A 25,328-nucleotide genomic window follows, 5' to 3' on the forward strand; every position below is an offset into this window, starting at 1 on the left:
CTCGATCGGTGGGGAAAGAAACGCGCTTTACGCGATCGCGGCGGCGAGGCCGGCGATCTTGTCGGGGCGGAATCCGCTCCAGTGGTCTTCGTCGGTGACGACGACGGGCGCCTGGAGGTAGCCGAGGGCCTTGACGGTCTCGAGGGCCTTCTCGTCGACGGAGACATCGAAGATCTCGTACTCGATGCCCTTGTTGTCGAGGGCGCGGTAGGTAGCCGTGCACTGGACGCAGGACGGCTTGGTGTAGACGGTGATCGCCATGGTTCTCCCCTAGAAAAGAAGTGCGGTGGGTGGTGCCGAGTGGTGTTTGCTCGTGTGCTTCGATACTACATCTAGGGGCCGACATCGGGAGGCACAACTAGATGATGTGTTACACCGCTGTAATTACCCGAGGACGATTATCCACAGGGGTTCTCCACAGAAGCCCCGGCTTATCCCCGGAAAATCGGCGTTGTCCACACCTTCCTCCCCACCACCGACACTCGGATCTGTGGATAACCATTTGCGCTTGGGCGCCGTCCCCAGTTCGGGGCACGGCGTGTCGCGACCTGCGACGCAAGGCCGGCAGTGGAACGCGACCAGCGTCGGATCCTCGGCCGTTCTGGGGCGGGGAGGAGCGTGGCGGAATGTCGACGCGGATCCGTAGACTTGTCCCCTTGTGGGCGCCTATTCGAATCTTCTGAAGACGCCGGGAGTCGCACGGATCATCGCCGCACAGCTGACTGCCCGGTTCCCGTTCGGCATGCTGTCGCTGGCGTTCCTGTTGCACGTCGAGCACCAGACCGATTCCTACGGCGCGGCGGGCGTGGTCCTCGCCGCGACGAGCGTCGGCCAGGCCATCTCAGGCCCTCTCACCAGTCGCTGGATGGGCATCTGGCGCATGCGACCCGTGTTGCTGCTGACGCTCGTGGTCTGCCTGACGAGCCTCCTGGTATTCGCACTCGCTCCGCTGACTCTTCCCCTCTATATGGTCGTCGGCTTCTTCGCCGGGCTGAGCGTGCCGCCGATCCAGCCCGCCGTCCGCACCATCTACCCCAAGATGGTCAACTCGACGCAGCTCACTCCCCTCTTCTCGCTCGACGCCTCCGCCCAAGAGATCATCTGGGTCGCGGGCCCCGTCGTCACCACGTTCGTCGGCACGCAGATCGGCACCGTCTACGCGATTCTCGTGGCCGCGGCGTTCCTCATCGGGGGTGGAGCCTGGTTCATCGCTTCTCCCGAGGTGGGCCGCGTGCGCATTCCGCAGAGCAAGCGTGCCTTCGGCAAGGTGCTGCTACGCCCGACCGTGCTCCTCTCGACGATGACCGGCTTCCTCCTGATCGGCACGTGCGCCGCGGTCGAAGCCGGAGTCATCTCGGCGTTCGGCGACGGCAGCCCCAACTCCGGCTTCGTGCTCGCCATCTTCGCGATCGGGTCACTCGTCGGCGGTCTCCTCCTCGGCCACCTCGCCGTCGGGCCGTGGTCGCTGCCGATCCGGATGCTGATCGTGTTCGTCGGCATCATTCTGACGATCGTGATGCCGACGTCGTTCGTCTGGCTGTGCGTCACCCTCCTGATTGCCGGTGTCGGAATCGCGCCCGCTCTCGCCGTGATGTTCGCGATCATCTCGTCGAGCGTGCGTTTCAGCGACACCGCCGAGGCCTACGGCTGGTCGGGCACCGGGCAACTGATCGGCGCTGCGATCGGCTCGGCCATCGCCGGCGCCCTCATCGACTCGAAGGGGACGGTCGGCGGACTCTACGTCGCCGCCGCGTTCGCACTCGTCGGGGTGCTCGTGCCCGTCGTCTTCAAGCGCTGGCTGCCCGATCTGCGCGGCACCGATGCGAGCCCGCTGGCCGACACCGAGCCGGTGCCGATCCAGACGAGCTGACGCGGTCAGTAAACAGGCCCGCCTTCGAATTTGAAGGAGATCTGTGGTGGCGACCCCGACGGATCCTTGATTCTTCGTCGCACGGCAGGCGTTTCTCCTTCGAATTCGAGCCCGCCGTCGAACCCTGGCGGTGCGGCAACCCTGCGCGGCGATAATCGAGTCATGACTCTCGACGCGGTCCCCAGGATCCGGCTCAACGACGGCAACACCATCCCGCAGCTCGGCCTCGGGGTCTACAAGGTCGACGACGACGAGGCGGAGCGCAGCGTCGAGGCAGCCCTCCAAGCCGGCTACCGCCACATCGACACCGCCGAGTACTACGCCAATGAGGCGGGCGTCGGCCGTGCCCTCGCCTCATCCGGCATCGCGCGCGACGACGTCTACGTGACGACCAAGGTGTGGAACGACCAGCAGGGCTTCGACTCGACCCTCTCGTCGTTCGACCGCAGCATGACGAAGCTCGGCCTCGACGTCCTCGACCTCTACCTGATCCACTGGCCGGCACCCCGCCAAGACCTCTACGTCGACACCTATCGCGCTCTCGAGCGCCTCCGTGAGGAGGGGCGGGTCCGGTCGATCGGCGTCTCGAACTTCCAGGTGCACCACCTCGAGCGCCTGCTCGGCGAGACCGGCGTCGTGCCCGTGATCAACCAGATCGAAGTGCAGCCGTGGCTGCAGCAGCGCGAACTCCGCGACTTCGGCGACACCCGCCACATCGTCACCGAGGCGTGGTCGCCGCTGGCGCGGGGCAGGATCCTCGACGAACCCGTCCTCACCACGCTGGCGAGCGCCCACGGAGTGTCGGTCGCCCAGCTCGTGATCCGCTGGCACCTGCAGTCGGGGCTCGTCGTGATCCCGAAGTCGGTGACGCCCTCGCGGATCGCCGAGAACATCGACGTGTTCGGCTTCGAGCTCTCGGCCGACGAGATGGCGTCGATCGCCGCGCTCGATGCCGGCGAGCGCGTGGGGTCGCACCCGGACGAGGTCGGCTAGTTCCGCAACGCGCCGGCCCGTTAGCCCGCCGACCCCCGTTGCAAATTTGAAGGAGATTTGGGCACGCGACCCCGCCGGATCCTGATGTTTTCGTTCCCGGCCGCGCGTTTCTCCTTCAAATTTGCAGGAGCACGCTGGGCCCAGGCACCGAGCGCAGGATCCGACGGCGCAGCTCCCAGCGTCAGCCCCGGTACCGTTGCAGGGCACGCGCACAGCACACCGAAAGCAGCAGTGATGCCCGACGACCGAGGCTTGCCCGAGGTCCGGCACGCGGACGCTCTCGGAGAAGAAAAAGAGCACAAGGAGCACCCATGACGATCACCGCCGCAGCAGACGGTTCCGCCCTCGGCAACCCCGGGCCCGCCGGCTGGGCCTGGTACGTCGACGACTCGCGATGGGCGGCGGGCGGCTGGCCGCGCAACACGAACAACGTGGGTGAGCTGACGGCTGTGCTCGAGCTGCTCCGTGCGACCGCCGACGAAGACGACGACCTGCACATCCTCTGCGACAGTCAGTACACGATCAAGGCGTGCACCGAGTGGCTGCCGGGCTGGAAGCGCAAGGGCTGGCGCAAGGCCGACGGGAAGCCGGTGATGAACGTCGAGATCATCAAGGAGCTCGACGAGGCCCTCCAGGGTCGCCGCGTGAAGTTCGAGTGGGTCAAGGGGCACATCGGGCACCCGATGAACGAGGCGGCCGACATCCGGGCACGCACGGCGGCAGAGGCATTCCAACGCCGGAGCGAGGTGCCGCACGGCCCCGGGTGGCCGGGCCGGCCCGTGACGACGGTGTCGGATGCGGCTTCCGCGGATCCTGAGGCCCCGGCCACGCTCTTCTAAGACGTCGCCCGACGTCTCGCGGGCTCCCCGCGCTGCCGCGGCAGGTCGCCTAGTCCGCCCTACGTCGTGCGGACACGCGCCCCGGCCGCGAACTACCCGCCGACCGGACCCACAGCGGTCACCCGCACGACCGCCTCGCCCTGCTCGTTCGATTCGGCGAGGTCGACGGTCGCCGAGATGCCCCAGTCGTGGTCGCCCGCGGGATCCTCGAAGATCTGTCGCACCAGCCACTGGGTGGCGCCCTCCTCGACGACGAGCATCGCCGCGCTGCGGGCACTCGGCCCGGTGCCGATCGCGTCGTACTCGTCGTAGTACCGGTCGAGCGCGGAGCCCCAGGCGTCGACGTCGAATCCGGCCGCGGCATCGAGTGCGCCGAGAGCCTCCGCGTCATCGAGAGCCGCGAGCTGCACCCGGCGGAACATCTCGTTGCGGACCAGCACGGTGAAGGCCCGATGGTTCGCGGTGAGAGTGCGGAGGGTCGGCGGCACGATCGCCTCGTGCGACGTGACCTCGGTCGGGTTGACCATCTCTTCCCACTCGTCGAGCAGAGACGAGTCGACCTGCCGCACCAGCTCACCGAGCCACTCGATGAGGTCGAGCAGTTCGTCGGTCTTGGCCTCGTCGGGAATCGTCTGCCGCATGGCGCGGTAGGCGTCGGAGAGGTAGCGCAGCACGAGGCCCTCCGAGCGCGCGAGCCCGTAGAAGTTGACGTAGTCGCCGAACGTCATCGCCCGCTCGTAGAGGTCGCGGACGACCGCCTTCGGTGACAGCTCGAAGTCGCCGATCCACGGCTGAGACCCCTTGTAGGTCTCGAACAGCGCACCCAGCAACTCGTCGAGCGGCTTCGGCCAGGTGATCTCTTCGAGGCGCTCCATGCGCTCCTCGTATTCGATGCCCTCCCGTTTCATCTCGGCCACCGCCTCGCCGCGCGCCTTGAACTGCTGCTGCGAGAGGATCGGCCGCGGGTCGTCGAGGGTCGACTCGACCACCGACACCATGTCGAGCGCGTAGGTCGGCGACTCCGGATCGAGCACCTCGAACGTCGCGAGCGCGAACGGCGAGAGGGGCTGGTTGAGCGCGAAGTTCGGCTGCAGGTCGACGGTGAGCTGAATGGTCGGACGGGGCGAAGGATCCGCGGCACTCGCGACCCCGGGCACCTGCTCGACCACGCCGGACTCTCGCAATGCCCGGTAGATCGCGATCGCCTGCCGGGCGAGGGCGTATTTCTGCGCCTTCGTCGAGTGGTTCTCGAACACCAGCGACCGGACGTTGCCGAACACGTCGCCGCCGCGGGCGATCACGTTGAGCAGCATCGCGTGGGTGATCTGCATGCTCGACGTGAGCGCTTCGGGTTCGGCCTCGACGAGTTTGAAGAACGAAGGCTCGCCCCACGAGACGAACCCCTCGGGGGCCTTCTTGCGCACGATCTTGCGCTTCTTCTTGAGGTCGTCACCGGCCCGTTTGATCTGGGCGAGGTTCTCGATCTCGTGCTCGGGCGCCTGAAGGGTGACCGTGCCTGCGGTGTCGTAGCCCGCCCTCCCCGCCCGGCCGGCGACCTGGTGGAACTCACGAGCGCTCAGCTGCCGCATGCGCGTGCCGTCGAACTTCGTCAGCGCAGTGAGCAGCACCGTGCGGATCGGCACGTTGATGCCGACGCCGAGGGTGTCGGTGCCGCAGATGACGCGCAGCAGACCGCGCTGAGCCAGTTGCTCGACGAGGCGGCGGTACTTCGGCAGCATGCCGGCGTGGTGAACGCCGATGCCCGCGCGCACCAGCCGATTGAGGGTCTTGCCAAAGCCGGTCGAGAAGCGGAATCCGGCGATCAGCTCGGCGATCTCGTCGCGCTGCTCTCGCGTCGCGATCTTGATGCTCGACAGAGCCTGCGCTCGCTCGAGCGCGGCCGCCTGCGAGAAGTGCACCACGTAGATCGGAGCCTCGCCGGTGCTGAGGAGCTCCTCGACCGTCTCGTGCACGGGAGTCGTCGCATAGAAGTAGTGGAGCGGAACGGGACGCTCGACGCCGGTGACGAGGGCGACGGGCTTGCCGGTGCGACGCGCAATGTCGTCGCTGATCGTCTCGACATTGCCGAGCGTCGCGCTCATCAGGAGGAACTGCACGTCGGGCAGAAGCAGCAACGGCACCTGCCAGGCCCAGCCGCGCGAGGGGTCGGCGTAGAAGTGGAACTCGTCCATGACGACCTGCCCCACCTCGGCAGCCGGGCCGTGACGCAGGGCGAGGTTCGCCAGGATCTCGGCGGTGCAGCAGATGATCGGAGCATCGGAGTTGACCGACGAGTCACCGGTGACCATGCCGACGTTCTCGGGGCCGAACAACTCGACCAGCTGGAAGAACTTCTCGCTGACGAGAGCCTTGATCGGGGCCGTGTAGTAGCTGCGTTTGCCTGTCGCAAGCGCCGTGAAGTGGGCACCGGCAGCCACCAGCGACTTGCCGGTGCCGGTCGGTGTCGAGAGGATCACGCTGGCACCCGACACGAGCTCGATCATCGCCTCGTCTTGGGCGGGGTAGAGCGCCCTGCCCGACTCCTCGGCCCAGCCGGCGAAGTCGGTGTAGACCGTGTCGGCGTCGTAGCTGCCGTCGCCGTGCGTGTCGTTCGGCCCGTAGTACTCGGACAGGAGGGCTTTGAGGGGGTACTCGACAGTCGGCATGGTGTCTACGATCCTGCCGTACTCCCCTGCACGGTGCCGGATCGCGTGGGCCGGGCTTGTGGAGTGGGCGGGTGTTCCCCGCAAGTGGGCGGGTGTTCCCCGCGAGTGGGCGGGTGTTCCCCGCAAGTGGGCGGGTGTTGTTGAGGGTCGGCGGGTGCTGCAGCACCCGCCGACGCCTAAGAACACCCGCCCACTCGCGCGAGCCCGCCGCGGCGCAGCCGCCAGTAAATACGAGAATGCGCCCCCGTCAACGAGCCGCGAGGCTCGGACTGGGGGCGCATCGACACGTCCCTGGCGGGCGACCGAGCGGAATCGGATCAGGTGACTGCCGCGCGATCGAACCAGTTGATGGACGTGCTGCCTCGGTAACCAGCCGAAAGCTTTCCTAAGCTATATGCCAACGCATACGACCAACGGGTGATCATCGGGTGATAGATCGGGCGGGTGTGGGTACTTATGCCTACACGGGGCACAGAATTCAGCGTTTCGGGGCACAAGGTGGCTGGACGATCCGACAACCAAAGGATCCGGGGCGTGCCCACCCCCTCCAGGCGCCGAGTGGCCCGTCTCAGCTGGCGAGGATCGCCGCCCGAGCGGCCGCGTGCTCCGACTCGGTGATGATGCCGCGCGCCCGGAGGCCGTCGACCTCGCGAAGGCGCTCCTCGAGCGTCAACGTCGACGGCGGTGTCGGAGCATCCGCCGAGGCAGTTGCTCCGGAGGCGTCATCTGCGGAGGCAGCACCCGACCCGACCTTCTGCGCCTGCAGCGTGTCCAGGGCCGCCGCGCGGATGTCGTTGTCAAGCGTCAGCGGGTTCTTGCCCTGCTGGGCGAGCTTGACAGCCCGATAGATGGCAAGGCCGATTCCGATCACGATGATGATCACGATGATTGTGAAGAGCGCCGAGAACGCCTGTCCCGGCCCCGACTGCATCAACGGGTCGCTGCTGCCGCCAAACGGATCGGAGCCATCGACGAACGGATCGTCGGCCGAGCCGTCGCCGGTCGTCAGAGCCGGATCGAAGGCCGAGGCGAAGACCATCGCGTGCGTGAAGAGTTCCCCCATGCGCTGATTGAAGCGCGCGGAGCCCCGGCGGCGCAAGTCGCGCGCCGCGTGTCAGACCCCCACAACGGGCCGCCGGATCCTGGGCTCCCCCGTCTGCGATGCTGTAGAACGAAAAGATGCGGTTCTTGCCGCCCACCCCCACTCAGAAGGATCGACGATGTCGTCAGCCCCTACCCCCGTCCGCGTCGCTGTCACCGGCGGTTCCGGCAAGCTCGGCCGTGCGGTCGTGCGCGATCTCGCCGAGCACGGCTACGAGGTGGTGCTGCTCGATCGCGTGCCGTCGCCCGACCCCGTGCAGGGCGTCTCGTTTACCCGCGTCGACCTCTCCGACTACGGGCAGGTGCTCGAGGCGCTCACGCACATCGACGACCGCTACGACCACATCGACGCCGTCGTGCACCTCGGGGCCATCCCGGCGCCGGGGCTGGTGCCGAACGCGGCCCTCTTCACGAACAACGTCACGTCGAGCTACAACGTGTTCGCGGCCGCTCGCGCCGCCAAGATCCGCAACGTCGTCTGGGCCTCGAGCGAGACGCTCCTGGGTCTCCCGTTCGCCATCGACCCGCCGTACATCCCCGTCGACGAGAACTACCCGGTGCGCCCCGAGTCGTCGTACTCGCTGGGCAAGGCCGTCGACGAGGAGATGGCGCGGCACTTCACCCGCTGGGATCGCCAGCTCAAGCTCATCGGCCTGCGCTTCTCGAACGTGATGGACGACGCCGACTACGAGGCCTTCCCGTTCGACGACGACCCGGAGTCGCGCTCGTTCAACCTGTGGTCGTACATCGACCACCGCGACGGCGCTCTCGCGGTGCGTCTGGCGCTCGAGTCGGATCTCGTCGGATTCGAGGCGTTCATCATCGCCGCGTCCGACACGGTCATGAACACGCCGACGGCCGTTCTGGCCGATCAGTTCCTGCCCGACGTCGAGCGTCGTTCGGCCGTCGAGGGCACGATGCCGCTGCTCTCGAGCGACAAGGCCCGCGACCTGCTCGGCTTCGTGCCCGAGTACTCCTGGCGCGGCTGGGGCGATCGCTCCGGCAAGTAGCGCGAGTGCGTGACTGTCCCCGATCTGCTGATGTCAGGGATCTGCCATCAGCAGATCGTGGACGATCACCCGGTTGTGTGAACGGGTCAGTGATCAGCGGGTGAGAAACTCAGGATCCCGCCCACCACGAGGTCACGCACCTGCGGCAGCAGCTCGGCCCGCAGGTCGGCCTCCGGCGCCTCGAGCAGCTGCGCGAGAGCGCCCACGATCGCCCCGACGCTGAGCTCGCCGTCGCTGGCCCCGACGAGCGCCGTCAGGGCCGTGCCCGCGTCGACGGTCCGCCCGAAGCCTCCGCCCTGCCGCAGCGTGATCACCGTCGGGTCGTCGTTGCCCGGCCAGTAGTGCCGCTCCTCCGTGACGTCGCCGGCGACCTGCAATGTCGTCTGCGCGAGGTCGGCGTCCGACAGGGTGCGCAGCCGGTCCAGGGTGTCGAGCGTCGCACCGAGATGGGCGCCGAGCCCCACGTCGGAGCGGCCGAGGGAGCCTCGGAGACTCTCGATCCGTGTCTCGGGCCGCGCCGTGGGATCCTTCGGTCTTCTCAGCGTGACGTACCCGAAGCCGACCTCGACGACCCCGCGCGCATCGAAGTCATCGAGCCATGCCCCGTAGAGCCGCTCGAATTCGGGGCTGCCGGGTCTCGTGCCGCCATCGCGGATCCAGGTCTCGGCATACGACGCAGGATCCTGCGCCTCGCGCTCTACTACCCAGACGTCCACCGCAACACGACCGCGCTCGGCCCAGTCCCCCACGCTGAACGGACCCCGCTTGTCGCTCGTCGCAGCCCCCGTCTCCCAGTTGCCGAGCAGCTGGGCGATGCCGCCCGGCGCGAGGTGCTCCCCCGCCTGCTCGACCACCGTGGCGACGAGCGCATCGCCGACCATGCCACCGTCGCGATACTCGTAGGCGGGAACCCCGTCGACCCGCGGCGTGATGACGAACGGCGGGTTCGAGACGATGTGGTCGAACGTCTCGCCGGCGACCGGCTCGAACAGGCTGCCGAGACGGAACTCGATGCCGTCGATCAGGTTGAGCTCGGCGTTGAAGCGGGCGAAGTCGAGGGCGCGCTCCGAGATGTCGGTCGCCACGACGTGACGCGCGTGACGGGCGGCGTGCATCGCCTGGATACCGCAGCCGGTGCCGAGGTCGAGTGCCCGATCGACCGGTCGGGCGATCATGAGGCCGCTCAGAGTGGCGGAAGCGCCGCCGATGCCCAAGACATGGTCTTCGCGAAGTGCACCCTGCAGGGCGAGCTCACCGAGGTCGGAGGCGATCCACCAGTGTGCTTCGCCGGAGGCATCCGTGAACGAGTAGGGGCGCAGGTCGACCAGGGCGCTGACCATGCCGCTGTCGTCGCGTGCCACGAGCTCGAGTTCGATCGCGCCGTCGAGTCCGAGCGTCGGCAACGCGGCAGCAACGGCGTCGGCGGGCTGCGGGTAGCCGAGCACGAACAAGAGCGCCAGGGTGTCAGACGCGCGTTCTGCAGGCGTCTCCGGGATCCTCGACGCCAGCGCCCGTCGCGCCGCGATCCGCTCGCCCCGGAACAACGCAGCACCTCCCTGCGCGCCCCAGGCCCCGGCACCACTCAGATGCGACACGGTGAAGAGGGAGGTGGAGAGGTCGGAGCGGAGGCGGGAGATCAGGTCGGAGCGCACCGGTCCATCCTGCCGCACTCCCTTCGTCGGTCGGCGCGGGCTCTCCTAGTCGCGTATCGCAGGCTTAGTCGCGCTTTTTCGCGACTAACCCTGCGATTCGCGACTAAGTGCGAGCCAGTCGGCCCGGCAGGAACGGCAGCAGCGGCGCCCGGTAGCGGATCGTCTTGGTGCCCTGCTCGACCGTGAGCTCAGCGACCCCGAATCGCCACAGCCGATTGAAGAGGAACACGCCGATCGTGTCGCCCGGCTCGACCTGCCAGGTGCCGACGCCCCACTGCGCCGGCTGGCCGCGCCCGTCGATCACGACGGTCGGCTTCGGATACCACCCGATCGGCGGCTTGGCGAGGGCGAGTTCGATGCGAAGCGTCTGCGATTCGGGCACGCGTTCAGCCTAGGTGTCGATGGCTCCCGCCCCGCCTGTAGCGCCAACGAAGCGACCAGACCAGCACATGCAAATGGCCCTCCCGTAAGGAAGAGCCATTTGCAGGGTGGAGCTAAGGAGATTCGAACTCCTGACCTTCTCATTGCGAACGAGACGCGCTACCAACTGCGCCATAGCCCCAAACTGCTCCTCAACGATATCACCCCGTCGGCGGCGCTACCGACACAGTCAGCAGGCGCGATCCAGTCCGGCAGTGACTCGACCGAGGCGGGCCGGCCTATCGTCAGCGAAGGCGCCCACGACACCGGAATCCGATTAAGACACCGCCGAAGGGCGGCGTCGCTACCGAAACGCGGTGCCGCGACCGGAAAGCGGTGTCGGCGCGAAAGGTCAGACCGCGCGACGACGCTGCAGAACGTCGTCGAGGCTGAGCTGCTCGATCTCGCCCTCGTCGTAGAAGCCCATGCGCGCGAAACGGCTCGTGGCAGCGGGTGCTTCGGCAGCAGGCGCGACAGCAGGCTCAGGATCCGCGGCAACGGCCGCAACAACCGGCGCATCCCGGGCCGATCCGTCCGAGCCAGCCGACCCCACGGACCCAGCCGACCGCGCCGACCGCTGCGCCTGCAGCGCCGCTTCCGCCCGCGCCACCTCGCGCAGAGCTTCGCGCTGGGCGTCCTGGCTCGCGGCCTCCTGCTCCTGGCGCAGGGCTTGCTCCTGACGCAGCGCCTCCGCCGAGGCGGCCGCGGCCTCCTGCAGAGCGGCGGCGTCGGCCGCGTTCGTCGCACTGCCCGCGACCGCGGCCGAGCGAGCCAGCGCGCGCGCCGAGCCCCGTCGCAGATACAGGGGACGGGGCATGGCGACGGGAGTCCACTGTCGTGACGCGGTCTCGGAACGCGACCCCGCAGGATCCTGCGCTTCGGCCACGACCCCGTCCGCCGCCTGCGACGGGGCGAAGTCGTGGAACGCCTGCGCCACGGGAGTCGCCGAAGCGGTCACCGCGGGCGCGACTCGGGCTCGGCGTGCACGGGCGCGCGACACCGCCGACAACTGCCCGAGCATGACGACCGAGCCCGCTCCGGCGATGGTGCCGGCGACGAGGAGGAGCCACGCCGACGGAAGGCCGACGATGCCGGCCACGAAGGCGATGAGAGAGGCGACCAGCACGAGCGTCGACACGAGGCGGGTGCGACGGAGACGACGCGCGGCAAGAGCCGGTTCGGCGTCGGCGGCGCGGAGAACAGGAGCGGTCGCGGCGAGCTCTCGGGTGACCGCACGCTGGCGGGCTGCCTCCTGGGCGCGGCGGATGGCCTCGCGCTTCGACTCCTCGGAGCGAAGGATCTTCTGCGCCGTCGCGACCGACTTGGCGTTGGCTTCCACGCGGACCTCCCCGGGCAGCTCGGCGGTCTGCGCGAGAATGCGCAACGTCTGCTGCAGGCGCACCGCGTTGCGCTCGGTGGCGAGGTACTGCTGACGTTTCGCCCATGACGGGATCAGGTAGACCAGCCAGAGCACTGCGACCAGCCCGAGGACAATGCCTCCACCCCACGACCCGATTCCCATGCTGGCAAGGGTAGGAGGGCGGTGCGCGCCAACGCGGCTGATCGCGGGGTGTGTCGAGCCGCCACTGCCGAACTAGTAGCTGCGAGCGGCCTCGTCGAGAGCGTCGGGGGGCACGGATCCTTGGCCCGGAGGAATCCGGCCCTCGTGCCAGCGGCGCAGGACCCCCTCGGAAACCTCTTCGGCGACCAACCCGAAGCAGAAGTGGTCGCGCCACTCGCCGTTGATGTGGATGTAGCGGCGACGCAGGCCCTCGTAGCGGAAACCGAGCTTCTCGACCACGCGGAGGCTGGGGCCGTTCTCGGGTCGGATGCAGATCTCCATCCGGTGCAGGCCGAGGCGCTGGAAGCAGTAGTCGGTGGCCAGCGCGACGGCCGTGGGCGTGGCGTTGTGGCCGGCGGCCGACTGGGTGACCCAGTAGCCGATCGTCGCGGAGGCGAGCGAGCCGTAGGTGATCCCCGACACGTTGAGCTGACCGACGAAGCGCCCGTCGAGCTCGATGGCGAACGGCAGACCGAGGCCCGCGCGCGCATTGGTCTGCAACGAACGGATGCTCGACCGCACGTCGATCGTCGTGAAGCCGTGCGGGTTCGTGGCCTCCCACTGCCTGAGCCAGGAGCGGTTCTCCGCCAGCGCCCTGTCGAGGTCGCGTGCGTCCCGCAACCGCAGGGGTCGGATTCCGATGCGCCCCGACACCAGCGTGGGGATGGTCGTCACTTGGTTGCCAATGGTTCTCGGGAGGTGCGGCCCCTGTCAGGGCCGCACCCACGTGGTGTCCGGGTTGTCGTCAGGCCCGGGTCAGGCCTTTTCGAGGCCTGCCGTGAAATCGATCAGCCACGATTTGAGGTCGTCGCCGAGGTCGTCACGGTCGCTCGCAAGCTGCACGATGGCCTTGATGTAGTCGAGTTTGTCACCGGTGTCGTATCGGCGCCCGCGGAACACGACGCCGTAGACGCCGCCGGTCCACTCTTCGGCGGCAGCCATCTTCTCGAGAGCATCGGTGAGCTGGATCTCGCCGCCCTTGCCGGGCGCCTGCTTCTCGAGCACGTCGAAGACCTCGGGGCGCAGCACGTAGCGCCCGATGATCGCGAGGTTGGAGGGGGCTTCGCCCTGCGGGGGCTTCTCGACGAGACCGGTGATCTTCACGACGTCGTCTTCGTCGGTCTTCTCGACCGTGGCGACACCGTAGAGGTGGGTCATCGACTCGGGCACCTCGAGGAGGGCAACGACGCTGGCGTTCTTCTGACCCTGGACCTCGATCATGCGGCTGAGCAGCGGGTCGCGCGCATCGATGATGTCGTCACCGAGCAGGACGGCGAACGGTTCGCGGCCCACGTGCATGGAGGCGCGAAGGACGGCGTGACCGAGGCCGAGCGGGTCGCCCTGGCGCACGTAGTGCATGTCGGCGAGGTCGGTCGACTGGTTGACCTTCGCGAGTTTCTCGTGGTCGCCCTTCTTGCGAAGCGTCTCTTCGAGCTCTGACACGTGGTCGAAGTGGTTCTCGAGCGCGTTCTTGTTACGACCGGTGATCATGAGCACATCGGTGAGGCCGGCCGAGACGGCCTCCTCGACGACGTACTGGATCGCCGGCTTGTCGACGACGGGGAGCATCTCCTTTGGCATGGCTTTGGTTGCGGGAAGAAAGCGTGTGCCCAACCCTGCTGCTGGAATGACGGCTTTAGAAATCGTGAAACCCATGCCGCTCAGCGTATCTATTTCCTGCGTTACGGAGCGGTTAAGTTTGGTCTCCGGTCGTCTTCGACCGGGCGGTTACGATTGCGGGCATGACCGATCTGGTGTCCGATGCCAAACGAGCCCTCCGAAAAGAACTGCGCTCCCGGCGCCGCATGATGACCGACACGGAGGCCGACTCGTCGACCGAGGCGCTGACCGAGCACCTCATCGGCCTCGCCACCGAACTCGGGATCACCTCGATGTCGGCGTATCTCTCGGCCTCGTTCGAGCCCAACACGCGCCCATTCCTCAACTGGGCCCACGACCGCGGCATCCGGGTGCTCTACCCGATCACCCGCGAAGACGGGCTGCTCGACTGGGCGGTCTCGACCGACTTCGAATCCGAGACCGAGGGTCTCTTCGGCCTGCCCGAGCCGATCGGCGAGGTGCTGAGCCCGATGGCGATCAACGACGTCGACCTGATCATCGTTCCGGCGGCGCAGATCGACCACACCGGCATGCGCATGGGCTGGGGCAAGGGCTACTTCGACAAGACGCTCGGATCGATGGAGAAGCGCCCGCCGGTTTATGCTGTGGTGTTCGACTCCGAGTACGTCGAGTCTGTGCCGAGCGAGAGGCACGACCAGCCCGTCGACGGCGTCGTCACCCCTTCCGGCATCGTCCGGTTCTGATTCCGCTCCACCCTTCTCTTTCCCCCGAGGCTCCGAGGTCCTGTGCCCACCTACAGCTACCGCTGCACCGAGTGCGGCAACGCGTTCGACATCCAGCAGTCTTTCTCTGACGACTCGCTCACGGTGTGCCCCGTCTGCTCGGGCAAGCTCCGCAAGATCTTCTCGGCCGTCGGCGTGACCTTCAACGGGTCGGGCTTCTACCGCACCGACTCGCGCGCCAAGCCGTCCGAGGGATCGGGGTCGGGTTCGCCCAAGACGCCGAGCAAGAGCGCAGGATCCGACGGATCCTCGTCCGGCACGGCGTCCGGCACCGCGGCAGCGCCGTCCAAGCCCGCCTCCTCCGGTTCGGGCTCCGGGTCGGGCTCCTCGAGCTCGGGCTCCTCCGGTGGCGGTTCGTCGCCCTCGAAGTAACGCCGATACGCTCGGTCTGGTTGAGTCGACGGAGATTCACGTCTTTTCCGTCTACCTCGAGGAGCACCCGTGAAGGGCTTCAAAGAATTCATCCTGCGCGGCAACGTCATCGATCTGGCCGTCGCGGTCGTGATCGGTGCCGCGTTCACGGCGATCGTCACCTCGCTCGTGACCAACATCTTCAACCCGCTCATCGGGGCTCTCTTCAACGCGTCGATGCTCGACGAGGCACTGAAGGTCGATATTCCCACCGTGGGCGGCGGCAAGCCCGCAACGCTTCTCTTCGGTGCAGTAATCGGCTCCGCAATCAACTTCATCATCATCGCCGCGGTCGTGTACTTCTGCCTCGTACTTCCCGTCAACTCCCTGCTCAAGCGCTCGTTCGCCAAGCAGAAGGCGGACGAGGGCAAGCCGCAGGAGGTGCCGCCGACCGACGTCGAGATCCTCAGCGAGATCCGCGACCTGCTACGCGCGCAGAACACCTCACTCGGCGACACGCACGGGTCGCACGCGGCCCCCGTCGCTCCCCCGACGGCCACCGGCACCACGGGCGTCCCCGGGATGCCCTCGGCCTAAGCGGCCGTTCAGCTCTGCAGCGCCTCGGTGGGTGGGATTCGCGCGGCGCGCATGGCGGGATACAGCCCGGCAAGGGCTCCGATCACGAGCGTCGCGCCCAGACCGCCGGCCAACACCACTGGCGGAATTGAAATCGGCCAGCCGTTGCCCACGGCGAAGGCGGCCGTGACAGCCGCCCCGATCACGGTGCCCGCCACGCCGCCGAGAAGCGACAGGAAGAGTGCCTCGGCGAGGAACTGCCGCCGGATGTGTGGTCGTGCCGCCCCGAGCGAACGGCGGAGGCCGATCTCGCGGCGGCGTTCCAGCACCGAGATGACCATCGTGTTGGCGACGCCGATGCCGCCGACCAAGAGCGCCACCGACCCGAGGCCGACCAGCAGGCCGGTGAAGGCCTGATCGGAGGCCTGTTTCGCCGCCAACGCGTCGGAGGGACGACCCACGGTGACGTCGGAGGGAGACTGGGGCGCGACCGTGCCAGGAATCAACTGCCGCACGCTGTCGATGCGCTCCTCGTCGGCCCGGATGTAGACCGAGGTCGGATGCACCCGCTCTCCTGCGTTCGCCGATGTGCCCTGCCGTTCTCCGAGAAGCACCGAGGTGTCGATCTCGGGGGCGAGCTCGCCGCACTCGAGGATTCCCCCGACGGTGTAGACGTCGTCGCCGAGCAGGATTTGCTCGCCCGGCCTGGCCACTCCGAGCTTCTCGGCCGACTTCGCGCCGAGCACCACCACCGGATACCGGCTGGTGCCATCGGTGAGCCACGAGCCGGCAGCGATGTGCCCGCCGATCACCCGGAGCAGATCGGACGATGCCGTCATGACGCCGAGCCCGTTCGTGTCGGTCTTCAGCGTGGCTGCGCTCCGGTAGGCGTGGAGGTCGACGAGGAGACCGGTCGTGCCGACGGATTCGACGCCGTCGACGCGTTGCACGAGTCCGCCGACGCCGAACGGCAGGGGCTGCTCCTCGCCGAAGACGGAGGTTCCGGGCGCGACGGTCATCAGGTTGGTGCCCAGGCGGTCGAGGGTGGCGCTCAGCTGTGCCTGACTCGACGACGAGATGCCGACGACCGCGATCATGGCCGCGATGCCGATGGCGATGCCGAGAGCGGAGAGGATCGCGCGGGTGGGCCGGGCGATGAGGCCGGAGAAGCCGAGGCGGTAGACATCGGACGCGAGGAGGCGCGAGTGCATCGGCGTCTCGCGGACGGCCGAGACGCTCACGGTGTCGCTCCGGCGGTGACGACGACCCGCTCGGAGGTCGACGAGCTGTCGGCGGTGAGTCGACCGTCGCGGATCATGATCCGGCGGGGCAGCTTTTCGGCGAGCGCATTGTCGTGAGTGATGACGATGATCGAGGTGCCTTCGCCGTGCAGTTCGTGCAGGAGATCGACGATGCCGGCCCCCGACTTCGAATCGAGGTTGCCGGTGGGTTCGTCGGCCAGCAGCAGCGGAGGACGGTGGACCACGGCACGGGCGATGGCCACGCGCTGGCGTTCGCCTCCCGACATCTGGTTCGGTCGATGGCCGAGGCGGTGACCGAGGCCGACCTGGTGGAGCGCCTCGACCGCTCGGATCCTGCGCTCTCGAAGCGGGACGCCCGAGTACAGGAGCCCGTTCGCCACGTTGTCGGTCGACGTCACGCCCTCGCTGAGGTGAAACTGCTGGAACACGAAGCCGATCCGGTGGGCGCGGAGGCCCGCGAGCTGCGCGTCGGTCTGCGCGGCCACGTCGATACCGTCGATGAGCACCGTGCCGGCCGTCGGGCGGTCGAGGGTGCCCAGCACGTTCAGGAGGGTCGACTTGCCGGAGCCGGACGGGCCGACGACCGCGAGCATCTCGCCGCGCTCGACCGTGAGAGAGACGTCGTCGAGGGCTCGGGTGGGTGGTTTGCCGTACTCGCGGCTGACTCCGCGGAGCTCGATGACCGCGCTCATGCCGGCACCACGACCTTGTCGCCGGCTTTCAGCGCGCCGCCCGTGACTTCGACCCGATCGCCGGCGAACAGGCCGACGGTGACGGGAACCGACTTGGTGGCTCCGGCGGTGCCGATGACCTCGACGACGAATCCTCCGTCACTCGCGGCGCCGAGGGCCGTCACCGGAACGGACAGCACGTCTTTGCGGGTCTCCGAGACGAAATCGACCGTGACGTCGACTCGGTCGAGATCGCCGATCTTCGACGAATCCAAGGATCCGATGGTCACGGGGGTGGTCGTCGCGCCTTCCTCGTCGGTGACGGGGTCTCCGAGGGCTTCGACCTTGCCGGCCACCCGTGGCCCCGTCGGCAATACAACGGCGACCTTGCCGCCGATTCGCAGAAGCGGCGACCCCACGGGCAGATCGACGGTGACGACCTTCGTCGTGCCTTGGGTGTCGTACACCGGGGCGCCCGGGCTCACGGTGTTGCCGACGGACAGCTTGCGATCGGAGACGACCTGGTCACCCAGCCCGAACCAGATGCGCCCCTGCTCGATGGTGCCCGTGACCTTCTGCCCGGTGTCTTTCTGCCACTTCTCGATGGCGACACGGGTGTGCCAGTCAAAATGGCGGGTGGCCACCTCGTCGAGATAGCCCCAGGCGAAGAGGTTCTCTTCGAGCTGCTGGACGTCAGGGCCGTCGTCCATTCCCTGCTCGAAGGGGCGCCACTGCGGCAAGACACCGCTGCAGTAGACGACGGGTGTGTTGTCGACGCGGTAGAGGACATCGCGGGGCTTGATGACGTCGCCCACGCTCGGAATGCTCGTCAGGGTTCCCTCGGGCCCGCCCGGCACGGTCGCTCCCGGCGTTCCGTGGAGCTTGCCCTGCTTGGTGCTCGTTCCGCTGAGGTCACCGCGCTCGACGGTGGCGGAGTCTGTCATGATCGAGCGGCTGAGAGCGTCGGCGTCGGCGGGGTGGTCGACGCCCTGGGCGAGGAGGACTCCTCCTGTGCCGAGGACGGCGGCTCCGGCGATGCACGCCGTCACCACCAGGTTTCGTCGGCGGTTCATATCTGTGGTCCTGTCTGTTTGTGGCCGCGGGTCTGAGAAATCGCGAGACCGGCGTCGGTGTCTGTTCTTTCGACAAGGACCCGCCGGCGGTCAGCGCAGCGCGCTTCGTCGGTCGGTGTCAGCCTGCGGAGTTGAAGCCCTCCGGCGGTGGCGCGATGTCGCACTTCGTGAGAGTCGAGGCAGGGACGCCAGAGAGGTCGACCGCACCGGTCGTGGGAACATCGACGCCCTCCTTCCGGAGGCAGTCGTCTTGCGCCTCGCGGTCGCGCTTCGCCTGCTCGTCTTTCTCGGCGACGGGCCTTTTGCCGAGCTTCTTCTCGACGGTCTTCGTGCAGGTCGTGGAGTCCGCCATCAGCGAGTCCGCGGTCTCGCCCTCGCCCAGGCTGAAATTCTGCGTTCCGTCGGCCTTCGGATCGGCGTACTCGTGCCCGGCGTCGCGCATACACCGGGCGAATTCGAGCTGCCAGTCTTGGAACGTGGCGGTCTCCTTCTCGCCGGAAGCACCTCCCGACGAATCGGAATCGGCGCTCGAGCAGGCGGAGAGCCCGAGGAGAAGAGGGGCTGCGACGAGCACGAGGGCCAGAGGCGCGAGAGGGGTTCTCATGGTGACGACTTTCTGATCGAGACGGCGAAGCTGCTGCGGCGCCGGTCGCGGTAAGCGACGAGACCTAGTTCATCGAATCGATCGCTTCGAGACCGTCAAGAAAATTGTTTATTTCATTTTGACATGTCGGAATCTAGGCTGAGAGCGACCCGACCCAGACAGGGAGTAATCAGTGCGCGTGCTCATCGCCGAAGACGAGATCTATCTCGCCGAAGCCATCCAGACCGTTCTCGCGCGAGAAGGAATGGCCGTCGATGTCGTCCACGACGGCGATCAGGCTCTAGAGCGCCTCGCCGTCAACGACTACGACGCCGTCGTGCTCGACCGCGACCTACCCGGCACTCACGGCGACGACGTCTGCCGCGCCATCGTGGCGGCTGAATCCGGTTCGGCCGTTCTCATGCTCACCGCGTCCGGCCACCTCGACGAGAAGGTGGCGGGCTTCGAGCTGGGCGCCGACGATTACCTCACCAAGCCCTTCGCGTTCCCGGAGCTCATCGCTCGTCTCCGGTCGCTGGCTCGGCGCCCGCGAGAGGCGCGCCCGCCGGTCTTCGAAGCGTCGGGGGTCAAGCTCGATCCCTTTCGGCGGGAGGTCTACCGTGACGGCCGCTACGTCAAGATGACCCGCAAAGAATTTGCAGTCCTGGAGGTGCTGATGGCCGCCTCGGGAGGTGTCGTCAGCGCCGAGAGGCTGCTCGAAAAGGCCTGGGACGAAAACGCCGATCCGTTCACGAACTCCGTGCGGGTGACCATCTCCACTCTCCGGAGACGACTCGGCGAGCCGTGGGTGATCGAGACGATTTCGGGTTCCGGCTACCGCTTCACGAACACGTCGAGGGCTCTATGAGAACCGGCTCTCGGCTCCTCCGCCTCCTGGCGCCGAATGCCAGTGCTCGGCTCCGGCTCACGATCGCCTTCACGCTCTTGGTGACGACCGTGGGCGCCGCAATCGTCATCTCGATCTATCTCGTCATGACCTACGTGCCCACCTACCGCATCCGCAGCGCTGAGAGCGACGTCCCGGCGAGCGAGGAGCCGTTCGCCCGCACGGGGTTGGGCGAGGGCACGACGACCCGCACATCCACCGACTCGGTCACTTTCTTGAGCGTCTCCACCGAGACCGACATCCTCCGCACCCTGCTCACCACGTCGCTGATCGTCTTCGCGGCCGTACTCCTTATCGGGGTCTTCTGCAGCTGGATCGTCGCGGGCCGTGTGCTGCGACCGGTCGAGCAGATCACCGAAGCCGCCAGGCGGGCCTCCTCCGGCAGTCTCGACCACCGCATCGAACTCACCGGCCCGAACGATGAGTTCCGCCGCCTGGCCGAGACCTTCGACGACATGCTCGAACGACTCGACCGCTCGTTCGAGGCGCAGAAGCGGTTTGCCGCCAATGCCTCCCACGAGCTCCGCACTCCGCTCGCCACGACGCAGGCGATCCTTGATGTGGCCCTCCTCGACCCCTCGGAAGTCGAGGTCGAGAGCTTCTGTACCAAACTGCGAGAGACCAACTCCCGCAACATCGCCATGGTCGAGGCGCTGCTCGCATTGTCGGACGCCCGGGCAGGAACGACTGCAGGCGAGCGGGTCGAGCTCGACGACGTCGCGCGCGAGGTGATCGACACGGCCCGCGCCGATGCCGAAGCCAGGGGAATCGATGTGCACTCGGCCGTCCTCGGATCCTCGGTCACCTGCGATCCCGCCCTGATCCGCATGCTTGTAGGCAATCTCATCGCAAACGCGATCCGCTACAACGTGACCGGCGGCGACATCTGGATCACCGTCTCGGGCGGCCGAATCCGCGTCGAGAACACGGGGGTGCCGGTCGCCGACGACGACCTCGCCCGACTCAGCGAGCCGTTCTTCCGCTCCGCGGGCCGGATCGCAGGATCCCACGGGCTCGGCTTGGCACTCGTCGACGCGATCGCGACGGGGCACGGCGCGCACCTCGACGTCTCGGCGCGCGACACGGGCGGCCTCGTCGTCGAGGTCGAATTTCCTCGCTGACGCCGATCAGCGCGCTTGAGAATTAGGGCGGCCGGGCCAGCAGGCCGGAGGCGCTACCAGTGCGGAGGCTTGTCGGCCTTGAGTCGCGAGTCGTTGTCGCCCGAATCGCGGCGCCGGTCGACGGGGGCCGGGTTCGGGTCGGATCCGGGAGCGGGGTCGGTGGTCACACGGCGGCCGGAGCGACGCTGACCGCGCACCGGAGAGGTGGCCCGCGGGGGTGCCGCGGGATCCTGAAGGTCGTCTTCGGCCATGACTCAGGCGTGGTTGACGTGCGAGCGGGCCCCCACGACCGGTGCCTGCTGGATGGGTACCGGCTGCGTGTGGGTCGCGCCGATCCCGAGCACGTCGGCGATGCGAGTCGCGACGGCGTCGGGGTCGGTGAAGAGCTGGAAGGCGTGCACGCGCACGTAGTGCCAGCCGAGACGGCGAAGGATCTCGGGGCGCTCACGCAAGGACTCACGGAGGCTCGAGGTGACGAGCGTCGAGTCGGTCTCGATGGTGACGCAGACGCCGTCGTTCGCGCAGACAAGGCCGAGCTTGCCGCGGTGTCCGAGCGCCACGGGAATGCCCTTGGCCTCGAGGCGCCGAGCGAGGTCGACCAGCATCGGATCGGAATCATCGGGAACGTGCTCGGCCGTCGTGCGGACCTGCACCTCGCTCAGGATCTCGGAGAGCGCGACGGTGCCGTGCCCCATGCGGTCGGCGTCGATGTGCGACGGCTGGAAGCAGGTGACGATCACCATCGAGCGGCGGGCCCGGGTCATGGCCACGGCGAGGAGTCGCTCTCCGCCCGGCTGCCCGAGCGAACCGAAGTCGCTGAGTACGCGGCCGTGCGGTGTGCGGCCGTAGCCGATCGAGAAGATCACGTGATCGCGGCTCTGGGCGACGCTCTGCTCGAGGGTCGCGACGACGAAGGGCTCGCGGCGGTCGCCGATCACGAACTCGGTCAGGTCTTTGTGTCCGCTCACGGCGGTCAGAACGGCCTGCTGCACCCGGATGGCGTGCTTCGCGCTGGCGGTGATGACCATCAGCGACTCGGTGGGGCGCGAGCGGGCGTGCTCCAGGACGAGCGCGACGACCCGGTCGACCTCGGCGTCGACGCTTTCGACGGCACCGGACTCGGGGTCGGGCACAGCGGTGCCGCCCGACACGTAGTCGAGGGCGATGCTGCCGTGACCGAGGAAGCTCCCGGCCCACGGAAGCGACTCGATTCGACCTCCGTAGAAGCGACGGTTGACGAGCTCGGCGAGGTCTTCGCCGCCGGCGCGATAGCTGCGGGTCAGCGACAGCGTCGGCAGCAGGGTCGAGAGACGAGCGAGAGCCGACTCTTCGTGCAGCTGCTCGAGGCGCGACTCGGCGGTCGCGACGGCGTCGAAGTCGTCACCGGATTCAGGATCCGTCGGCCCGCGTTTCACGACTCGGGCCGGCGCCTCGTCGACGTACGGCGCGATCGCGATCGAGAAGTCGGACGGCGTCTCGGTCACGGGGTCACCGAAGGCCACGGTCTGCTTGCCGCGACGAATCGCGCCTACGTTCTCGGCAAGCGTGGTGGCCCCGGCGTCGACGAGGATCACCGTGTCGAAGGGCACGGTGTCGGCGATGCGGTGCACCTCGTAGGGCGAGGCGATCCAGACCGGTGCGACGGAGCGCGAGAGGTGCGGGGCGGCGTCTTGCAGCATGCGGCTGGAGACGTTCGGGTGCTGCAGCAGGCGCTTGAGCTGCGCGGCCTCTTCGGGCCAGTCGACGAGACCAAGCTTCCAGTTCTCGGCGAGCTGCCATCCGAGCGACTGGGCGCTTCCGGCGGCGTGCGCCTCGTCGACGAGACGGAAGTCTGCTTCGAGCCGGTCGAGCATGCCGGTGTTGGCGCCGAGCAGTGCCCGATCGGCCTCGAGGAGCGACTCGAGAGCGGAGCGCCACCAGGCGAGCTCGAGCTCGGCGGCGACCTGCGCTTCGGGCACGTGCCGGTTGGCGAGGTCGGTGATGAGCGGCGAGAGCTCGAGGTCGCGCAGGGTCGTCATGAGCTCGGTGCGCTCCTGCAGGTTGCCGAGCACGTCGCTGTCGGCGGCCAGCACCTCGAGCTTCTGCTGCAGCTCGTCGATGCCGATGGCTTCGAGGAGATCTTCGCCGGTGAGCCCGAGCGGCTTGTCGAGCTGCGCCAGGTCATCGGCGACGTGGCGATAGAGCGAGATGGTGTCGGTGACGCCGGTCGGCACCTCGGGCGGGGTGCCGGCAGCGACGTAGCGCTGCCAGAGGATGCGCTGCTGCTGCACGCGCTCGAGCGCCTCGTGGAGATCGGCTACGTGCATGCCCGGGCGCACATACTCGCGGGCGAGCTTCTTCAGACGGCGGCGATCTCCGCCGGACATCTGCCCATCGCGACGCCCCGAGGTCGCTTCGACGAGCTCGGCGACGCTGCGCTCGAAGACGACGGGGAGGAACTTGTCGAGGGTGTCGCGGACATCGGCGAGCAGGCGCAGGTAGATGCCGAGCTCGTGGATGCTGACGAAGGGACGCATGCGCGTCGCGCCCACGACCTCGTTCGCCCGCTCGAGCAGGTGCGGCACGTCGCGATGGAAGAGGTTCTTGGCCAGCTGGTGGGCCTGGCCGGCGGTGGGCCCGGATCCTGCACCGTCGTCGAACCGCGCGCCGTACCAGGGCGAGTCGCCCGGCCCGTAGAGGAACTCGCCGAGGTTGGCCGCGTTGACCATGGTCTCGGCGACCCGACCGCGGCCCTCGACCATGGACTCGACGCTCTTGCGGCTCAATCGGGCGGTGGTCGCCGGGGAGGCCGGGAGCAGCGCGAGACGCGCGAGTTCGGTCAGGCAGTCGAGAACCGAGACGCCGAGCACCGGGTCTTTGCGGCTAAGCGCACCGCGGTAGTCGACGAGCACCCGGCGCAGGCGCACGAGAGCGTCGTCGACCTCGGCCATGCCGGGCTGCTTGGCCTTCTCGTTCCGGCCGATGGCTCGGATCACATCGCGGCGCAGCGTGGTCGGAGAGACGGCGACACCGTTCAGACCGATCTCGGTGAGGCGCGACGAGATCGCCCCGAGCGTGGCTCGGCGGGCGCTGACGACGAGCACGCGCTTGTTCTGCGCCACCAGGGTGCCGATGGTGTTGACGATCGTCTGCGTGCCGCCGGTGCCGGGGAGCGTCTTGACCACGACCGAGTTGCCGGCGGTGATCTGCGCGACGACGTTCTCTTGCTCGGTGTCGGCGTCCAGGAGGAGCGTATCTGTTTCGGGGCTGCGCTCGTCCTGCGGCGTCGGCGAGACGGGGCGGTATGCCGAACGGATCTGCTGCTGAGCGCTGGGGTTGCCCGCCAGAGCGTCGAGAACGAGGTGCGAGAGGTCGCCGGCGTCTTCGACCATGGCGTCGGAGACCGCGGCGAAGGTCGAGACGACGAGTCGCGGCTGCACGGTGAAGCCGTCGAGGTGAGCGGTCAGTCCGCGCAGGCGGTCGATGACCGGGTTCGGGGTGAAGGATCCCTCGCGGTCGGCGAGCGCGACGAAGGCCGGCGCGTCGAGCGTGATGCCGAACTGGTCGTGCAGCGCATCGGCCAGCGCCGGGTTGAGGAACGGGGCACCCAGCAGCTTGACCTCGAAGTCGCGCCCGTGGCGGCGGATCGCCAGGGGGCGGAGCAGCAGGGGTGCACGGAAGGTCTCGCCGGCGTATGCCCACTGCGCGATGCCGATGGCGAGGTGAACGGCATCGATGCCGCGGACGGTAGCCAGCTCGAGTCCCTTGGCGGCGATCTCGCCCGCGGCGATCCGGGCCGTGCGGAGGGCGAGGTCGTCGCGAATCAGGCTGGAGAGGAGAGTCGTCTTGCCCGTGATGAACTGCGCGAGGCCACCGGGATGGGTCGTGCTCAGCTCGATGCGTGTGCGGGGCGCGTCACGGAAATGCAGAAGGGTGGATTCCCCACCGACCGCATCGAGGCGGGCCCGCCAGCCCTCCCACACCGGGTCGGCGACGTTCCCGACCGCGAGGGAGGGATCGCCGAGACTCAGGGTGTGCGGTTGAGTCTGGTTCGACCCCGGGGTCGAGTCGGAGAGGGGCGGCAGACCGGAGTCGATTCCGTCGCCGTCGCCGTCAGTACTGTCGAGACGCCACACATATCGACCTTAAGCGGTGCGACCCGGGAATGTGGGGAGGACGAGCTGTTTTTCGTCAGACGAGACTCCTTCGACGACGGCTTCTGCGAGGCGACGTAATAACTCGTCGATGCTGCGCACACAGAGTCGAGCATCTTTCGCATATTGCAAAAGCCTGTTACCGCAATGAAGATGCCGTTACATATCGATGTATG

The 25,328-nt window shown here is 67.9% G+C and carries 23 protein-coding genes and 1 tRNA gene; 9 read left to right on the forward strand and 15 right to left on the reverse strand.

The window, feature by feature from the left end; translation table 11 throughout:
* Positions 1-27: 27 nt before the first annotated feature.
* A complete protein-coding gene (gene nrdH / locus ASF54_RS12655) occupies positions 28-261 on the reverse strand; it encodes a glutaredoxin-like protein NrdH (protein ID WP_055963503.1) in 234 nt (77 codons plus the stop codon).
* Positions 262-658: 397 nt separating this feature from the next.
* Between nrdH and ASF54_RS12660 the strand changes: the two genes are divergently transcribed.
* The 3 genes from ASF54_RS12660 (at position 659) to ASF54_RS12670 (ending at position 3,702) form a co-directional block, all read left to right on the forward strand.
* The gene (locus ASF54_RS12660; protein WP_055963506.1) at positions 659-1,870 is read left to right on the forward strand and encodes an MFS transporter; all 1,212 of its coding nucleotides are present in this window, start codon (positions 659-661) and stop codon (positions 1,868-1,870) included.
* Positions 1,871-2,032: 162 nt separating this feature from the next.
* A complete protein-coding gene (locus tag ASF54_RS12665; RefSeq protein WP_055963509.1) occupies positions 2,033-2,863 on the forward strand; it encodes an aldo/keto reductase in 831 nt (276 codons plus the stop codon).
* Between the two features lie 311 nt (positions 2,864-3,174).
* Positions 3,175-3,702 (forward strand): ribonuclease H family protein, encoded by a 528-nt coding sequence (locus ASF54_RS12670; protein WP_055963512.1) that lies wholly within the window; start codon positions 3,175-3,177, stop codon positions 3,700-3,702.
* 92 nt (positions 3,703-3,794) lie between these two features.
* On the opposite strand, the gene ASF54_RS12675 is transcribed toward ASF54_RS12670, so the two are convergent.
* Positions 3,795-6,368 carry a DEAD/DEAH box helicase gene (locus ASF54_RS12675; RefSeq protein ID WP_084816249.1) on the reverse strand — a complete coding sequence of 858 codons (2,574 nt, stop codon included), beginning with the start codon at positions 6,366-6,368 and terminating at the stop codon, positions 3,795-3,797.
* A 568-nt stretch (positions 6,369-6,936) separates the two neighbouring features.
* On the reverse strand, positions 6,937-7,431 hold the full coding sequence (locus ASF54_RS12680) for a hypothetical protein (RefSeq protein ID WP_055963515.1): 495 nt from the start codon (positions 7,429-7,431) through the stop codon (positions 6,937-6,939).
* A 157-nt stretch (positions 7,432-7,588) separates the two neighbouring features.
* Between ASF54_RS12680 and ASF54_RS12685 the strand changes: the two genes are divergently transcribed.
* Positions 7,589-8,479, forward strand: coding sequence for an NAD-dependent epimerase/dehydratase family protein (locus ASF54_RS12685; protein WP_055963518.1), 891 nt, complete (start codon positions 7,589-7,591; stop codon positions 8,477-8,479).
* Positions 8,480-8,565: 86 nt separating this feature from the next.
* Here the strand turns inward: ASF54_RS12685 and ASF54_RS12690 are convergent, their stop codons facing one another.
* The 6 genes from ASF54_RS12690 to galU all read right to left on the reverse strand — a co-directional run bounded on the left by ASF54_RS12690 (position 8,566) and on the right by galU (position 13,768).
* Positions 8,566-10,131 carry a DUF7059 domain-containing protein gene (locus tag ASF54_RS12690; protein ID WP_157510174.1) on the reverse strand — a complete coding sequence of 522 codons (1,566 nt, stop codon included), beginning with the start codon at positions 10,129-10,131 and terminating at the stop codon, positions 8,566-8,568.
* Between the two features lie 103 nt (positions 10,132-10,234).
* Complete coding sequence (locus tag ASF54_RS12695) at positions 10,235-10,513, reverse strand: hypothetical protein (protein ID WP_055963523.1); 279 nt, start codon at positions 10,511-10,513, stop codon at positions 10,235-10,237.
* Positions 10,514-10,620: 107 nt separating this feature from the next.
* Positions 10,621-10,693: transfer RNA gene (locus ASF54_RS12700), tRNA-Ala, on the reverse strand.
* Between the two features lie 210 nt (positions 10,694-10,903).
* The gene (locus ASF54_RS12705; RefSeq protein ID WP_157510175.1) at positions 10,904-12,073 is read right to left on the reverse strand and encodes a hypothetical protein; all 1,170 of its coding nucleotides are present in this window, start codon (positions 12,071-12,073) and stop codon (positions 10,904-10,906) included.
* A gap of 72 nt (positions 12,074-12,145) precedes the next feature.
* The gene (locus tag ASF54_RS12710; protein ID WP_055963528.1) at positions 12,146-12,787 is read right to left on the reverse strand and encodes a GNAT family N-acetyltransferase; all 642 of its coding nucleotides are present in this window, start codon (positions 12,785-12,787) and stop codon (positions 12,146-12,148) included.
* A gap of 81 nt (positions 12,788-12,868) precedes the next feature.
* Positions 12,869-13,768 (reverse strand): UTP--glucose-1-phosphate uridylyltransferase GalU, encoded by a 900-nt coding sequence (gene galU, locus ASF54_RS12715; RefSeq protein WP_055963530.1) that lies wholly within the window; start codon positions 13,766-13,768, stop codon positions 12,869-12,871.
* Positions 13,769-13,854: 86 nt separating this feature from the next.
* Between galU and ASF54_RS12720 the strand changes: the two genes are divergently transcribed.
* From ASF54_RS12720 to mscL, 3 genes are all read left to right on the forward strand, one after another.
* Positions 13,855-14,436 carry a 5-formyltetrahydrofolate cyclo-ligase gene (locus ASF54_RS12720; protein WP_055963533.1) on the forward strand — a complete coding sequence of 194 codons (582 nt, stop codon included), beginning with the start codon at positions 13,855-13,857 and terminating at the stop codon, positions 14,434-14,436.
* 42 nt (positions 14,437-14,478) lie between these two features.
* Positions 14,479-14,847 carry an FmdB family zinc ribbon protein gene (locus ASF54_RS12725; RefSeq protein ID WP_055963535.1) on the forward strand — a complete coding sequence of 123 codons (369 nt, stop codon included), beginning with the start codon at positions 14,479-14,481 and terminating at the stop codon, positions 14,845-14,847.
* Positions 14,848-14,916: 69 nt separating this feature from the next.
* A complete protein-coding gene (mscL, locus tag ASF54_RS12730) occupies positions 14,917-15,423 on the forward strand; it encodes a large conductance mechanosensitive channel protein MscL (protein WP_055963538.1) in 507 nt (168 codons plus the stop codon).
* 8 nt (positions 15,424-15,431) lie between these two features.
* Here mscL and ASF54_RS12735 read toward each other — a convergent pair whose 3' ends face one another.
* The 4 genes from ASF54_RS12735 to ASF54_RS12750 form a co-directional block, all read right to left on the reverse strand.
* Positions 15,432-16,643: an ABC transporter permease gene (locus ASF54_RS12735; protein WP_235481064.1), complete on the reverse strand. Its 1,212-nt coding sequence runs from the start codon at positions 16,641-16,643 to the stop codon at positions 15,432-15,434.
* Complete coding sequence (locus ASF54_RS12740) at positions 16,640-17,356, reverse strand: ABC transporter ATP-binding protein (protein ID WP_055963541.1); 717 nt, start codon at positions 17,354-17,356, stop codon at positions 16,640-16,642. The genes ASF54_RS12735 and ASF54_RS12740 overlap by 4 nt, the downstream gene beginning before the upstream one ends.
* Positions 17,353-18,408 (reverse strand): peptidoglycan-binding protein, encoded by a 1,056-nt coding sequence (locus ASF54_RS12745; protein ID WP_084816250.1) that lies wholly within the window; start codon positions 18,406-18,408, stop codon positions 17,353-17,355. The genes ASF54_RS12740 and ASF54_RS12745 overlap by 4 nt, the downstream gene beginning before the upstream one ends.
* Before the next feature lie 118 nt (positions 18,409-18,526).
* Complete coding sequence (locus ASF54_RS12750; RefSeq protein WP_055963547.1) at positions 18,527-19,012, reverse strand: hypothetical protein; 486 nt, start codon at positions 19,010-19,012, stop codon at positions 18,527-18,529.
* A gap of 172 nt (positions 19,013-19,184) precedes the next feature.
* Between ASF54_RS12750 and ASF54_RS12755 the strand changes: the two genes are divergently transcribed.
* Together ASF54_RS12755 and ASF54_RS12760 are read left to right on the forward strand one after the other, a co-directional pair.
* A complete protein-coding gene (locus tag ASF54_RS12755) occupies positions 19,185-19,859 on the forward strand; it encodes a response regulator transcription factor (RefSeq protein ID WP_055963550.1) in 675 nt (224 codons plus the stop codon).
* On the forward strand, positions 19,856-21,019 hold the full coding sequence (locus tag ASF54_RS12760; protein WP_055963553.1) for a sensor histidine kinase: 1,164 nt from the start codon (positions 19,856-19,858) through the stop codon (positions 21,017-21,019). The genes ASF54_RS12755 and ASF54_RS12760 overlap by 4 nt, the downstream gene beginning before the upstream one ends.
* A gap of 53 nt (positions 21,020-21,072) precedes the next feature.
* On the opposite strand, the gene ASF54_RS12765 is transcribed toward ASF54_RS12760, so the two are convergent.
* Together ASF54_RS12765 and ASF54_RS12770 are read right to left on the reverse strand one after the other, a co-directional pair.
* Positions 21,073-21,270 (reverse strand): hypothetical protein, encoded by a 198-nt coding sequence (locus ASF54_RS12765; protein ID WP_055963556.1) that lies wholly within the window; start codon positions 21,268-21,270, stop codon positions 21,073-21,075.
* A 3-nt stretch (positions 21,271-21,273) separates the two neighbouring features.
* Positions 21,274-25,134 carry an AAA family ATPase gene (locus ASF54_RS12770; protein WP_055963560.1) on the reverse strand — a complete coding sequence of 1,287 codons (3,861 nt, stop codon included), beginning with the start codon at positions 25,132-25,134 and terminating at the stop codon, positions 21,274-21,276.
* Between the last annotated feature and the right edge of the window lie 194 nt (positions 25,135-25,328).

This window comes from Frondihabitans sp. Leaf304, assembly GCF_001423105.1.
Lineage (GTDB): Bacteria > Actinomycetota > Actinomycetes > Actinomycetales > Microbacteriaceae > Frondihabitans.

Excerpts from the sequence above, each read along its gene's own strand:
- nrdH (WP_055963503.1), bottom strand. The coding sequence starts at position 261 with ATGGCGATCACCGTCTACACCAAGCCGTCCTGCGTCCAGTGCACGGCT.
- ASF54_RS12665 (WP_055963509.1), top strand. The coding sequence starts at position 2,033 with ATGACTCTCGACGCGGTCCCCAGGATCCGGCTCAACGACGGCAACACC.
- ASF54_RS12670 (WP_055963512.1), top strand. The coding sequence starts at position 3,175 with ATGACGATCACCGCCGCAGCAGACGGTTCCGCCCTCGGCAACCCCGGG.
- ASF54_RS12675 (WP_084816249.1), bottom strand. The coding sequence starts at position 6,368 with ATGCCGACTGTCGAGTACCCCCTCAAAGCCCTCCTGTCCGAGTACTAC.
- ASF54_RS12680 (WP_055963515.1), bottom strand. The coding sequence starts at position 7,431 with ATGGGGGAACTCTTCACGCACGCGATGGTCTTCGCCTCGGCCTTCGAT.
- ASF54_RS12685 (WP_055963518.1), top strand. The coding sequence starts at position 7,589 with ATGTCGTCAGCCCCTACCCCCGTCCGCGTCGCTGTCACCGGCGGTTCC.
- ASF54_RS12705 (WP_157510175.1), bottom strand. The coding sequence starts at position 12,073 with ATGGGAATCGGGTCGTGGGGTGGAGGCATTGTCCTCGGGCTGGTCGCA.
- galU (WP_055963530.1), bottom strand. The coding sequence starts at position 13,768 with ATGGGTTTCACGATTTCTAAAGCCGTCATTCCAGCAGCAGGGTTGGGC.
- ASF54_RS12720 (WP_055963533.1), top strand. The coding sequence starts at position 13,855 with ATGACCGATCTGGTGTCCGATGCCAAACGAGCCCTCCGAAAAGAACTG.
- ASF54_RS12740 (WP_055963541.1), bottom strand. The coding sequence starts at position 17,356 with ATGAGCGCGGTCATCGAGCTCCGCGGAGTCAGCCGCGAGTACGGCAAA.
- ASF54_RS12745 (WP_084816250.1), bottom strand. The coding sequence starts at position 18,408 with ATGAACCGCCGACGAAACCTGGTGGTGACGGCGTGCATCGCCGGAGCC.
- ASF54_RS12750 (WP_055963547.1), bottom strand. The coding sequence starts at position 19,012 with ATGAGAACCCCTCTCGCGCCTCTGGCCCTCGTGCTCGTCGCAGCCCCT.
- ASF54_RS12760 (WP_055963553.1), top strand. The coding sequence starts at position 19,856 with ATGAGAACCGGCTCTCGGCTCCTCCGCCTCCTGGCGCCGAATGCCAGT.
- ASF54_RS12765 (WP_055963556.1), bottom strand. The coding sequence starts at position 21,270 with ATGGCCGAAGACGACCTTCAGGATCCCGCGGCACCCCCGCGGGCCACC.